This window comes from Nocardiopsis potens DSM 45234, assembly GCF_000341105.1.
In the GTDB taxonomy this organism is placed as follows: Bacteria; Actinomycetota; Actinomycetes; order Streptosporangiales; family Streptosporangiaceae; genus Nocardiopsis_A; species Nocardiopsis_A potens.
Map to the genome: position 1 here is coordinate 44,736 of NZ_ANBB01000052.1, position 12,466 is coordinate 57,201.

Annotated in this window: 11 protein-coding genes; 7 read left to right on the forward strand and 4 right to left on the reverse strand. The window is 74.9% G+C overall.

What is annotated here, in order from left to right:
- Positions 1-77: 77 nt before the first annotated feature.
- The 6 genes from D459_RS32345 (at position 78) to D459_RS0121440 (ending at position 5,160) form a co-directional block, all read left to right on the forward strand.
- Positions 78-863 (forward strand): hypothetical protein, encoded by a 786-nt coding sequence (locus D459_RS32345; RefSeq protein ID WP_152523075.1) that lies wholly within the window; start codon positions 78-80, stop codon positions 861-863.
- Positions 864-866: 3 nt separating this feature from the next.
- Positions 867-1,514 (forward strand): DUF5941 domain-containing protein, encoded by a 648-nt coding sequence (locus D459_RS0121420; RefSeq protein ID WP_017595056.1) that lies wholly within the window; start codon positions 867-869, stop codon positions 1,512-1,514.
- 16 nt (positions 1,515-1,530) lie between these two features.
- Complete coding sequence (locus D459_RS0121425; RefSeq protein ID WP_026120624.1) at positions 1,531-2,262, forward strand: phosphocholine cytidylyltransferase family protein; 732 nt, start codon at positions 1,531-1,533, stop codon at positions 2,260-2,262.
- A 5-nt stretch (positions 2,263-2,267) separates the two neighbouring features.
- A complete protein-coding gene (locus D459_RS0121430) occupies positions 2,268-3,317 on the forward strand; it encodes an iron-containing alcohol dehydrogenase family protein (protein WP_017595058.1) in 1,050 nt (349 codons plus the stop codon).
- Positions 3,295-4,065: a CDP-alcohol phosphatidyltransferase family protein gene (locus tag D459_RS0121435; RefSeq protein ID WP_017595059.1), complete on the forward strand. Its 771-nt coding sequence runs from the start codon at positions 3,295-3,297 to the stop codon at positions 4,063-4,065. The genes D459_RS0121430 and D459_RS0121435 overlap by 23 nt, the downstream gene beginning before the upstream one ends.
- Before the next feature lie 141 nt (positions 4,066-4,206).
- Positions 4,207-5,160, forward strand: coding sequence for a glycosyltransferase family 2 protein (locus D459_RS0121440; RefSeq protein ID WP_017595060.1), 954 nt, complete (start codon positions 4,207-4,209; stop codon positions 5,158-5,160).
- Positions 5,161-5,361: 201 nt separating this feature from the next.
- Here D459_RS0121440 and D459_RS0121445 read toward each other — a convergent pair whose 3' ends face one another.
- The 4 genes from D459_RS0121445 to D459_RS0121460 all read right to left on the reverse strand — a co-directional run bounded on the left by D459_RS0121445 (position 5,362) and on the right by D459_RS0121460 (position 11,155).
- Positions 5,362-5,973, reverse strand: a complete 612-nt coding sequence (locus D459_RS0121445; protein ID WP_017595061.1) for a malonic semialdehyde reductase — start codon at positions 5,971-5,973, stop codon at positions 5,362-5,364.
- 393 nt (positions 5,974-6,366) lie between these two features.
- The gene (locus D459_RS0121450) at positions 6,367-7,533 is read right to left on the reverse strand and encodes a glycosyltransferase family 4 protein (RefSeq protein ID WP_017595062.1); all 1,167 of its coding nucleotides are present in this window, start codon (positions 7,531-7,533) and stop codon (positions 6,367-6,369) included.
- A 245-nt stretch (positions 7,534-7,778) separates the two neighbouring features.
- Complete coding sequence (locus D459_RS0121455; protein ID WP_017595063.1) at positions 7,779-9,104, reverse strand: nucleotide sugar dehydrogenase; 1,326 nt, start codon at positions 9,102-9,104, stop codon at positions 7,779-7,781.
- Positions 9,105-9,430: 326 nt separating this feature from the next.
- A complete protein-coding gene (locus tag D459_RS0121460; protein ID WP_051065500.1) occupies positions 9,431-11,155 on the reverse strand; it encodes a glycosyltransferase in 1,725 nt (574 codons plus the stop codon).
- 160 nt (positions 11,156-11,315) lie between these two features.
- Between D459_RS0121460 and wecB the strand changes: the two genes are divergently transcribed.
- Positions 11,316-12,392: a non-hydrolyzing UDP-N-acetylglucosamine 2-epimerase gene (gene wecB, locus D459_RS0121465; RefSeq protein WP_026120627.1), complete on the forward strand. Its 1,077-nt coding sequence runs from the start codon at positions 11,316-11,318 to the stop codon at positions 12,390-12,392.
- The last annotated feature ends 74 nt before the right edge of the window (positions 12,393-12,466 follow it).

The following is a 12,466-nucleotide window of genomic DNA, read 5'->3' on the forward strand; positions in this document are numbered from 1 at the left end:
CCCCCCGCCCCCGTGTTGGAGCTTGCCCGGGACCCGGTCCTGGGTGAGGCTCGACGCGGGGGAAGGGAGGGCGGGCGATGGCCGCTGCCGGTGCATTCTCCGCGTCGGGGAGGTTCCCGCCGGTGCGGGCGGCCGCCGGGGCCGCGGCCCGGGCCGAGCTGACGCCCGCCGCGATCACCAGGGTCGGCACCGTCCTCGGCGTGCTCGCCGCGCTCTGGTTCTCCAGCGGAGACCTGCGCGGCGCCGTGGCCGGCTCGGTCCTGCTCGGCGCGGTGCTCTTCTGCGACCAGGTCCGCGACGCCCTGGCCGGGCCGTCCCCGGACGCCTTCACCGAGTGGCTGGACGTGGTGCTGGGCCGGTTCCGCGAGTACGCGGTCTACGCCGGGCTGGCCGTCGGCGGGGTGCTCGCCGGCGTCGAGGACGCCTGGGCCTGGGCCGCCGGGGCGCTGATCGCCAACGCCCTGCGGGACACCGCCATCGCCTCCGGTGCGCCCGGGACCGCCGGGCCGCGGCCGCCCGCGCCGCGCGGCCGGGACTGGTCCTCCGCCGTGCTCGGCGGCCTGGACCCGGAGCGGCCGCCGGGTGACCCCGGCCTCACCAGCGAGCTGCTGGGCGACCCGGTGCCCGAGCGGGAGCGGCCGCGGCGGCGCCGGACCGGCTCCTACGCGCTCGCCGCCCGCCCCGGTCCGCTGTCCGGGCTGCGCGCCGCCGCGTGCTTCCCGGAGCCGGTGAGGTTCCTGGTCATAGCGGTGACGGCGGTGTTCGCCGATGCGCGGGTGACCTTCATCGCACTGATCACCGGGTGCGCGATCGCGGCGACCGCGGCCCTGGTCGACCCGCGCCCGGGCGAAGGGAGGCGGTAGCGCGTGGAGGCGTATCCGGAACCGGACGGGACCGCCCGCTCCCACGTGCGGTTTCTCCGTGATGATGGTCACCTGAGCCGGGCCCTGGGGCGGCTCGGGGGCGGGGCGCTGCCGCCGCTGCCGCCCGCCCTCACCGCGGCCCTGGCCACCGCCGTGCTGCTGGCGGTCGGTCTCGGGGAGGTCTCAGGCATTACCCTGTTCGCACCGGTGGCCCTGCTGCTGCCGGCCGCGGCCGCCTCCTGGCATCCGCACGGTGGCCGCGCGGACCGGGCGGTGCCGCCGCTGCTGCGCGGGACCGAGTATCTTTACCTGCTCGCGCTCGGCATCGGTGCCGGTGTCCCCGGGCCGCTGGTGTTCGTACTCTTGACCGTGGTGGTGCTGCACCACTGCGATACCGTCTGCCGGACGCACCGCGGGACCGGCCGCTCCGGCCGGACCGCGCGGGCGCTGCTCGGGTGGGACGGCCGCATGCTGCTGGTCGCCGCCGGAGGTGCGCTGGGCTGGCTCCCGTTCACCTACGGCGCGCTCGCGGCCTGCCTCGCGGTGCTGCTCGTCCGGGAGTCCGCGAAGGACTGGGCGGACACCCCCGCGGCCCGTCCTGCGGACGTGCCGCGAAACGAACGGGGAGGCGCACAGGCCTCCACGACCTAAGGAGGAACGCGCGTACATGCTCGGTATGGTTCTAGCGGCCGGAGCCGGCCGGAGGCTGCGCCCCTACACCGACACCCTTCCCAAGGCGCTGGTCCCGGTCGACGGCGAGACCACCATCATGGACATCTCGCTGCGCAACCTGGCCGCCGCGGGCCTCACCGACGTCGTCATCGTGGCGGGCTACTGCGCGAAGGCGGTCGAGGAGCGCAAGGAGGCCCTGGAGGAGCGGCACGGCGTCAAGCTGACGCTGGTCTACAACGACAAGGCCGAGGAGTGGAACAACGCCTACTCCCTGTGGACCGCGCGTGAGTACTTCTCCGAAGGCGTCCTCCTCGTCAACGGCGACACCGTGCACCCGGTGAGCGTCGAGGAGACGCTACTCGCCGCCCGCGGCCCGGAGCTGCTCCTCGCGGTGGACAACGTCAAAACGCTCGCCGACGAAGAGATGAAGGTGACCCTGGACTCCTCCGGCCACCTGGCCCGGATCACCAAGCTGATGGACCCGGCGACCGCCGCCGGCGAGTACATCGGCGCCACCCTCATCGAGGGCTCGCTGGCCGGCCGGCTGGCCGACGCCCTCAAGGCCACCTGGGAGCGCGACCCGCAGCTCTACTACGAGGACGGCTACCAGGAGCTGGTGAACCGCGGCGGCAAGGTCGCCGTGGCGCCGATCGGCAAGGTGGACTGGGTCGAGGTGGACAACCACGAGGACCTGAACCGCGCCCGGGAGATCGCATGCCGCTACTAGCCCGGATGCTGCCCTCACCCCTCACCATCGACGTCCGCCGCGGGGCCATCGCCTCGCTCGGGTCGGTCCTGTCCGACCGGCGGATCGCGACGGAGGGGCGCATCGCCGTGGCCGTGGGCCCGGGGCAGGGCGCGCAGATCGCCGCCGACCTCGACCTGCCCAACTGCGAGGTGTTCCAGGTCGAGGGCGGCAGCATCGACGTCGCCACCGAGCTGGGCAAGAAGATCCGCTCCGGCGCCTACGAGGCCGTCGCCGGCATCGGCGGCGGGAAGACCATCGACGTCACCAAGTACGCCGCCTCGATGGCCGGCGTGCCCATGGTGGCGGTGGCCACCAACCTGGCGCACGACGGGATCGCGTCGCCGACCGCCTCCCTGGAGCACGAGAGCGGCAAGGGCACCTACGGGGTGTCCATGCCGATCGCGGTCGTCATCGACGTGGACTACGTGCGCGCCGCGCCGCCCCGGCTGGTCCGCTCCGGCGTGGGCGACGTGGTCAGCAACCTCTCCGCGATCGCCGACTGGGAGCTGGCCGGGCGGGAGCAGGGCGAGCCGGTGGACGGCATGGCCGTCACCTTCGCCCGGGTCGCCGCCGAGGCGGTGCTGCACCGCCGCGACTCGGTGGAGTCCCAGGAGTTCCTGACCGTGCTGGCCGAGGCGCTGGTGCTGTCCGGGATGGCCATGTCGGTCGCGGGCTCCTCCCGGCCCGCCAGCGGCGCCTGCCACGAGATCCTGCACGCCATCACGCACCTGTACCCCGGGGTGAGCAACCACGGGGAGCTCGCCGGCATCGGCGCGCTGTACGCCTCGTTCCTGCGCGTCAGGCACCTGGGCGAGGACGGGCGCAGGGTGCAGGACATCCGCGCCTGCCTGCTCCGGCACGAACTCCCGGTCGTCCCCTCCGACGTCGGGCTGGACACCGAGCAGTTCGTCCGGGCGGTCGCGCACGCCCCCGCCACCAGGCCGGGGCGCTACACCATCCTCGAACACCTCGACCTGTCCGAGGACGAGATCCGTCGGAGCGTCGGTGAATATGTCGAAACCCTCGGTCGCTGAGGTCCGCGCCGGAGGGCAGCCGGAAGGCATCAAGGAGCGCGTCAACGAGGAGCACTGGGCCGGCCGGCTCTACATGCGCGACATCTCCCCCTACCTGAGCGCCCTGTTCATCAGGCTGGGCGTTCCCCCCAACCCCATCACCTACCTGATGATGGCCTTCGGCGTGCTCGCCGGGGTCGTGGTCGCCTTCGGCGGCCTCTGGTCGGCGGTCGCCGCCTTCCTGATGGTCCAGATCTACCTGCTGCTGGACTGCAGCGACGGCGAGGTGGCCCGCTACACCGGGCGGACCAGCGTCGCCGGGATCTACCTGGACCGGATCGGGCACTACCTCGCCGAGGTGGCGCTCCTGATCGGCCTGGGCGTGCGCGCCCAGGGCGAGTTCGCCGCGGGCGGCTGGGTGGTCGCCGGCATGGCGGCCGCGCTCGGCGCCGCGCTGATCAAGGCGGAGACCGACAACGTGGTCGTGGCCCGGGCCAAGGCCGGGCTGCCGGAGAAGATCTCCGAGTCGGCGATGGCGCCGCGCTCGGCCGGGCTGAGCCTGGCCCGCAAGGCCGCCTCGGCGCTCCGCTTCCACCGGGTGATCCAGGCGGTGGAGCTGTCCATCCTGGTGCTGGCCGCCGCGGTGGTCGACGCGGTCCGCGGCGACCTGGCGGCGACCCAGGCGCTGACCGCGGTCTGCGTGGCGGTGGCCGCGCTGCAGACGGTGCTGCACCTGGTCAGCGTGCTGGCCTCGCGCCGGCTGCACTGACCCCGGGGCGCCGGTCCGGGACGGGCCGGCGCCCCATATCCCCGCGGCCGCGCGGCGAAACGCGGTCTTATGCTTTCGTTATCGGGTTCCTGCGACGGTAATCTCGGATCAACTCCCCGTCCACTCCAACGATCGGTTGCCATGCCCAGTCCTGCGTCAGAGGAAGCGTCCGCGCCGGCCGCCGCGCCGGAGACCGGTCCCGCGCTGCAGCGCGCCGCCGCCGAGGCGGCCGAGCGGCCGAGCATCTCCTGCGTCGTGCTGACCATGGGAAACCGCCCGGCCGAGCTGCGCCGCGCCATCGAGAGCGTGTTCGAGCAGCGCGGCGCCGACGTCGACGTGATCGTGGTGGGCAACGGCGCCGACCTGCCGGAGCTGCCCGAGGGCGTGGCGACCCTGCGGCTGCCGGAGAACGTGGGCATCCCGGAGGGGCGCAACCAGGGGGTGGCCGCCACCGACGGCGACATCATCCTGTTCCTGGACGACGACGGCTGGTACCGCTCGCCCGACCTGGCCGGGCACGTCGCGGACCGGTTCGCCGCCGACCCGTCGCTGGGCGCGCTCTCGTTCCGCATCGCCGACCCGGACGGCGGCCCCGACCAGCGCCGGCACGTGCCGCGGCTGCGCGCCGGCGACCCGCAGCGCTCCAGCCGGGTGACCACCTTCCTCGGCGGGGCGTGCGCGGTCCGCCGCACCGCCTTCGAGGCCGGCGGCGGCCTGCCCGGCGACTTCTTCTACGCGCACGAGGAGACCGACCTCGCCTGGCGGATCCTGGACGCCGGCTACCACATCGACTACGACGCCGAGGCGGTCATGTACCACCCGGCGGTCGCGCCCACCCGGCACGCCGACTTCTACCGGCTCAACGCGCGCAACCGGGTCTGGCTGGCCCGGCGCAACCTGCCCTGGCCGCTGGCCGCGGTCTACCTGGCCGACTGGGTGGCGATCACGGTGCTGCGCGAGCGCTCCGGCCCGGCGCTGCGCGCCTGGTTCACCGGGTTCAAGGAGGGCTGGCGCACCGACGCCGGCCCGCGCACCCCGATCTCCTGGTCGACCGCGTGGCGGATGACCCGGCTGGGCCGCCCGCCGATCATCTGACGCCCGCCCATCTCGAGATCCTGACGCTGCGGCCCCGCCAGAGCGCTCTGACGGGGCCGCAGCGTCAAGATCATCGGAGGGGACCCGGCGGGGTCGGTGCGGGGACCGGGGCCCGCCCCCCTCTGGCGGGCCCCGGCCGGCGCGGCCCCGCCGGGGCGCGCCCCCGTGGAGCGCCCCGGCGGCCGCGCGCCGCCGTACCGGTCAGAACTCGGTGTAGACGTCCTCGTAGTCGTACCGGGGCAGCCGCGGGAACTGCGGGTGGTCGGGGCCGGGCTTGCCGATGTTGACCATCATGAAGGTGCGGAAGGTGCCATCGGGGAAGAACTCGGCGTCGATCCCGGCGGCGTCGAAGCCGACCATCGGCCCGGCGGCCAGGCCGGCCGCGCGCACGCCGATGATGAAGTAGGCGGCCTGCAGCGCGGCGTTCAGCCGGGCGGCCGGGATCCGGCCGCTCTCGTCGGCGAAGGCCTGCGCGACCATCTCGGCCCGGTCCGGGAAGAACCGGTCGCCCTTGAGGTGGAACTCGCCGTCGAAGCCGAGCACCGCGACCAGCGGGGCGGTGACGGTCTTGTCCCGGTTGCCGTCGGCCATCAGCGGGGCCAGCCGGCGGCGGCTCTCCTCCGAGCGCAGCAGCGCGATCCGCAGCGGCTGGATGTTCATCGCGGTGGGGCCGTACTTGACCAGGTCGTGGATGGCCCGGACCTGCTCCTCGGAGACCGGCTCGGCGCTGAACGTGTTGGCCGTGCGGGCGGCGCGGAACAGCAGGTCCTGCGTCTCCTTGCTGATCTGCAGGGCGTCGGTGCTCTCGGACATGGGACTCCTTCGCGGCCGCGGGGGGCCGAGCGGGGACTGGCTCTCGACGTTCGGGCGGTGCACCGCCCGAACGTCGGTTCAGAACATTACTTCCTGAGAAGCTATTCCGATATGGTGAGCCCTGTGACCGGAGTCTCACGTTCTACCTCCGGGGCGGTGCCCGTCGGTGTGCGCTCTGCACGGGGAAAGGGCGGTCCGGCCGGGCCGGACGGTCGGCGCGGGGAGGCGGGGCGGTCCGCGCGGGCCCGGTGGGCGGAGACGCCGCCCCGCGCCCCGGGGAAGCGGGCGGGGGCGGCTCCGCTCCGGGCGCCCCGGACGCGGCCGCCGGCCGGGCGGCCCGGGGGCGCGCCGGCGGGCGAAGGGGAGGGGGCGCGGGGCCCGTTCGCGGCCGGGTCAGGCGCGGGCGTTGCGCAGCGGGGCCGCGGGGCCGGAGCACTGGGCCGGGACGCGGCCGCGGGCGGTCTCCCCGGTCTCCTCCCCGGCCCACTCCTCCAGCTGGCGGACGAACCGCTCCGCCTGCACCGGCCAGTGGTAGTGGTCGCGGGCGATCTCGTGGCCGGTCCGGGCGAACCGGGCGCGCAGCGCGGGGTCGCCGCGGAGCAGCAGCGCGGACTCGGCGGCGGCCGCCGCGTCGCCGAACGGCACGACGATCCCGCAGGCCCCCTCCGGTCTGCCGGTGACCAGCGCCTCGGCCACCGGGGAGGGCGTGGTGATCACCGGCAGGCCGTGCGCCATGTACTCGACCACCTTGGTGGGCAGCGAGTGCCGGTAGTTCGGGGTGTCGTGCAGCAGGCTCACCCCGGCCAGCGCGCCACTGACGATGCGCAGCGCGCGGTCGTTGGGCACGAACCCGTACCAGCGCACGTACCCGTCGCGCTGGGCGTCCCGGAGCAGCGGGCGGACCTGCGGGTCGGCCGCGCCGATGATGTCCACCCGGACCCCGTGCGGGCGGAGCAGCCGCCCCGCCTCGATCAGCTCGCGGGCGCCGCGCGCCTCGGACAGGTGGCCGAGGTAGACGATCCGGTCGTGGCCGGGCGGGCGGGCCGGGCGCTCCGGCACCTCGGTGGTGTTGGGCACCACCGGGTGCTGCCGGGAGAACCGGTCCCGGTACCCCTCCTCGGCGAGCAGCAGGTGCATCCGGCGCTCGGCGCGGCGCTCGAAGCCGCGCACCACCGGGGCGAGCGGCCGGCGCAGCGGCCGGGGCAGCCACGGCTTGGTGAGCAGCGCGGCCGCGGCGTCCTCGTGCACGTCCCAGACGGTGGCCGGGCGCTCCTTGGGCAGCGCCAGCATCAGCTCCGGGTCGTGGAAGAGCAGCAGGTCGGCGCGGGGCGCGTGCTCCTCCAGCGCGGCGCGGGCGGCGCGCAGCGCGCGCAGCCGGCGCCGTCCGGCGGCGCGCGGCACGTCCACCGCGGTCAGCTCCGCCCAGGGCGTGACGCCGCGCTCGCGGAACGGGGCCAGGTAGGTCACGGAGTGGCCGGCATCCAGCAGGGCCCGGATCTGCCGGTGCAGGATGCGGGCGTCCTCAGGGTGGTGGACCACGGTGGCCACGAGTGCGTGCATGGGCACCTCCGCCTGGGTGGTGAGCGTCCCGGTCCGGGGGGTTCCCGCCCGGATGGGCGGCCGACCTGCTGGGAAGGGTAGGCGGGCCCGGCGAACGGAGAGTGAAGGCCGGGCGTACCCGAGGGCGCCGCGCGCATGAAGAGACGGATGCGTCCCGGGTTCGGTGCCGAGGACGATGCCCGGCGGGGTGCGGGCACAGGACGGGGCGGCCCGGTCGTCGGACCGGGCCGCCCTGGGGCGCGGGGTCAGAGGACCTCGATGCCTTCGCGCTCGATCGGGGAGGTGGTGCTGTGCGCCCGGTCCGGGGAGTCCGGGGCCAGTCGGCGCATCACGCCGCGGGTGTCCAGCAGCAGCCGGGCGTGCTCGGCCAGCAGCTTGGGGCGGTAGTCGGGGTGGTCGGTGAGGAGGATGGTCAGGTCGGCCTCGGCCAGCGCCTGCTCCAGGTCCAGGGCGCGGGGCACCTGGGCGCCGTTGACCGACCACTCCGCCACGTAGGGGTCGTGGTAGCTGAGGTCGGCGCCCTTGGCGGCGAGCTTGCGGGCGACCGGCCGGGCCGGGGACTCGCGCTGGTCTGCGATGCCGGCCTTGTAGGTGACGCCGAGCAGCAGCACCCGGGAGCGGGAGAGCGCCAGCCCGGTGTCGTTGAGCAGCTCCTGGGCGCGCTGCGCCACGTAGGAGGGCATCCGGGCGTTGATCTCCTGGGCCAGCTCCACGAAGCGGAACGGGTAGCCCAGCGTCTTCACCTTGTAGGAGAGGTAGTTCGGGTCGATCGGGATGCAGTGCCCGCCCACCCCGGGGCCGGGGTAGAAGGCCTGGAAGCCGAACGGCTTGGTGGCGGCGCAGGCGATGGAGTCCCACAGGTCCACGCCGAGCTCCTGGCAGAACACCGCCATCTCGTTGACCAGCGCGATGTTGACGTGCCGGTAGGTGTTCTCCAGCAGCTTGGCCATCTCCGCCTCGCGGGTGCCGCGGGCGCGCACCACCTGATCGACGAAGCGGCCGTAGAACGCGGCGGCGCGCCGTCCGCACTCCTCGCTGAGGCCGCCGACCACCTTGGGCGTGTTGGCCACCCCGAACGAGGGGTTGCCCGGGTCGATCCGCTCCGGGGAGAAGGCCAGGTGGAAGTCGGCGCCGGCGATGAGCCCGGACTCCTCCAGGATGGGCCGGACCACCTCCTCGGTGGTGCCGGGGTAGGTGGTGGACTCCAGCACCACCAGGGTGCCCGGGGTCAGGTGGGCCGCGATGGAGGAGGCCGCCGAGGTGACGGCGCCGAGGTCGGGGCCGCCCTCCGCGGACAGCGGGGTGGGCACGCAGATCACGATGGTGCCCGCGCCCGCCAGCCGGGAGGCGTCGGTGGTGGCGGTGAACCCCGCCTCGCGCATCCGCTCGATGTCGGTGTCGGACAGGTCGTCGATGTGCGACCGGCCGGCGTTCAGGCCGCCGACCACGGCGTCGGACAGGTCGAGCCCGGTGACGGTGAGCCCGGCTCTGGTGGCTTCGTGCGCCAGCGGAAGTCCGACGTACCCGAGGCCGATGACGGCCAGATCGCTTGCTGGGGTGGCGACGTCCACGGGGCCCCTCACCTTCGTTGAGCGCTTTTCGGCGGTATCGCTTGCAAAGACGTGCGGTTGCATATAAAGGCGTGTCGCAGCGGGGAGTGTGCGCCTTCGGGCTACTCTGGCTAGACGCCTGAGCGTAGTTCCGAGTTGGCCGGACCCCTGAGAAATGGCCTGGTTCGGACAAATCCGCCTGGTGTTCATCCTCCGCGTCGACCGAGGTCCGAGCCGGTCCAGGGCCTCCCCCGGACCGGATCCGGCCTCGTCGAGTCCGACTTTAGAGTGCTATCTCCGGATATCGGAGCAAGCTTCCGAATTACCGGGTGGAATTTACTCTCCGGTCACTCGGGGTTAGACGAAACACTCCATTCGCCCCCGTCGCCGAGGAGCCCCCGATAAGCCTCCGCGTACCGGTGCGCGGCCGCCGTCCAGGTCCGGTCCCGCCCGATCCGGGCCCGCGCCTCGGCGCCGAGCGCGGCGCGCGCGGCCGGGTCGGCGGCCAGCGCGGCGAGCCGCTCCGCCAGCGCCTCCGGGTCGCCCGCGCCGACCAGCTCGCCGGTGCTCCCCGGCCGCACCAGCTCGCGTAGCGCGGGCAGGTCGGAGGCGACCACGGGCAGGCCCCCGGCCATCGCCTCCACCGGCTTGAGCGGCGTCACCAGGCGGCTCACCCGCTCGTCCCGCCTGGGCACCGCGAACACGTCCAGCGCCGCGTGGTGCGCGCGGACCTCGCCCGCCGGGACCCGGCCGGGGAAGTGCGCCGCGCCGCCCAGCCCGGCCTCGGCCGCGCGCCGGCGCAGCCCGGGCAGCTCCGGGCCGTCCCCGACGACCAGCGCGTGCGCCGGCACGCCCCGCTCGCGCAGCAGGGCCACCGCGTCCACCAGCGTGTCCAGCCCCTCGTAGCCGTAGCAGCTGGTGGTGGTGCCGACCACGAACGCATCGGAGGGGATGCCGAGCCGCTCGCGCACCGGGCCGCCGTCCGGCAGCGGCTCCAGGAACGACTCGTCCACCGCGTTCGGCACCACCAGCACCTTCTCCGCGGGCACCCCGCGCGCCACGATGTCGGCGCGCATCGCCTCGCCCAGGGTCACCACCAGGTCCGCCTCGGCCATGCAGGCCGTCTCGCGCTCCCGCTCGGCCAGGTAGTAGGCGTCGGAGGTGGACCGGGAGGGGTCCCGGGACAGCCAGGACTCCTCCAGGAAGCCGCGGACCTCGTAGACCACCGGCAGGCCGCGGGCGCGCCCCAGCTCGATCGCGGTGCGGCCGTTGACGTGGTTGCTGGCCGCGTGCAGCAGGTCCGGCCGGATCCGGTCCAGCAGCGGACCGGCCAGCCGCACCCCGGCCCGCACCTCGCCGTCCCCGCCGGCAGGCGCCGACCAGGGCAGCAGCCGGTGGTAGGGCACGCCGTCCAGCACCACGCCGGGCCGGGCGTCCGGCCTCCCCGCGCTGAGCGGGTAGCCCGCCCGGGTCGCCACGTGCGCCTCCAGCCCCGCCGCCCGCTGGCCCAGTGCGATCCGGTGCGTCCGCTGGGTGTAGCCGGCGTTGGTGTGCGGGAGCGCGTTGGTGACCATGTGCAGCACGCGCAGGCCGGAACGCCGGGCGTGCTCGGCTGATCGCTGACCGTTCACCGGGCGGTCGCGCCGCGTTCTCCGCTCCGGGGCTACGGTGAGCGTGTATCCACGGTGGTCGGGCACCCTGCGCCCGGCGACCAGGGCCGAGCGGTCGGCCAGCGCCGCGCGCCGGCCGCCCTCGGGCAGGCGCTCGATCAGCTCGTCGGCCAGGCCGGTCTCGCGGATCGCCAGGGCGAACGCGGCCGACCGGGCGAGCGAGCGGGGGGAGGCGCGATGGGCGGCGCTGCGCACGGTGCGCACGGCCTCGGCGCGCTCGCCGGCGTCGGCCAGCGCGTAGGCCCGCAGCAGCGGGCCGCCCCGGGACGCCGCGCGGCGCAGCCCGGAGCGGGCCGGAGCGGGCAGCACCCGCAGCAGCAGCAGGGGGGAGCGCGCGGGCTCGTCCCGCAGGTGGCGCCAGGCGAGGGTGGCGGCGTAGGTCGCCGCTCTCACGTTCTGCAACACGCTCGCATGCAACCACGCGGGGATGGCCGGACGGTGACGTTCGGGCGTCGAGATCCCGGGAGGCGCGGAAACTGTGCACCCGGGGACAGCTGAAAGGAAGACAGTGTCAACAGGGTCACCGGCACCGGCCGCCGACGCCGCGGCGCCAGGCGCGTTCCTGCACATCGTCGGGGCGCGGCCGAACTTCGTGAAGGCGGCGCCCGTGGTGGCGGCGCTGGAGCGGCGCGGTGCCGAGCAGAGCGTGCTGCACACCGGCCAGCACTACGACGACCGGATGTCCGCGGTGTTCTTCCGCGACCTGGGGCTGCCCCGCCCCGACGCCGACCTGGGCGTGGGCTCCGGGACGCACGCCGAGCAGACCGCGGCGCTGATGGTCGGGCTGGAGAAGGAGTTCACCGAGCGCCGGCCCGGCGCGGTGGTGGTCTACGGGGACGTGAACTCCACCGTGGCCGCCGCGCTGGTCGCCGCCAAGCTGGGCGTGCCGGTCGCGCACGTGGAGGCCGGGCTGCGCTCCTTCGACATGTCCATGCCCGAAGAGGTCAACCGGCGCGTCACCGACCAGCTCTCCGACCTCTGCTTCGCCACCAGCCCCGAGGCCGTCGGCCACCTGGCCGCCGAGGGCGTCCCGGTCGGCCGGGTGCACCTGGTCGGCAACCCGATGATCGACACCCTGCTGGGCAACCTGGACCGGTTCGACACCGCCGCGCTGCGCGAGCGGACCGGCCTGCCCGAGTCCTACGTCGCCGCCACCCTGCACCGGCCGGCCAACGTCGACCGCCCGGAGACGGTGGCCCGGCTGGTCGCCGCGGTGCACGAGGTCGCCGACGGCATCGACGTGGTGATGCCGGTGCACCCGCGCGGCCGGGCCGCCTTCGCCGCGGCCGGCCTGGGCGACCACCCCCGGGTGCACCTGCTGGAGCCGCTGGGCTACATCGACTTCGTGGCGCTGGTCCGCGGCAGCAGCGCGGTGGTCACCGACTCGGGCGGCGTCCAGGAGGAGACGACTATCCTCGGGGTGCCCTGTCTGACCCTGCGCCCCAACACGGAGCGGCCGGTGACCATCACGCACGGCACCAACCGCCTCGTCTCCGAGGCGGAGCTGCCCGAGCTGCCGGGCCTGGTCGCCAAGGCCGCCGCGGAGGCCCCCGCCGAGCGCCCGGTGCCCCCGCTGTGGGACGGCCGGGCCGGGGAGCGGATCGCCTCCGTGCTCTGCGGTGGGGTGGGAGAGCATTGAACCCGCCCCGGCGCGGGCGACCGGCCCGCGCCGCCCGGCCGCCCGCCGGGCGGCCGGGCCCCGCGCGAGCGGCC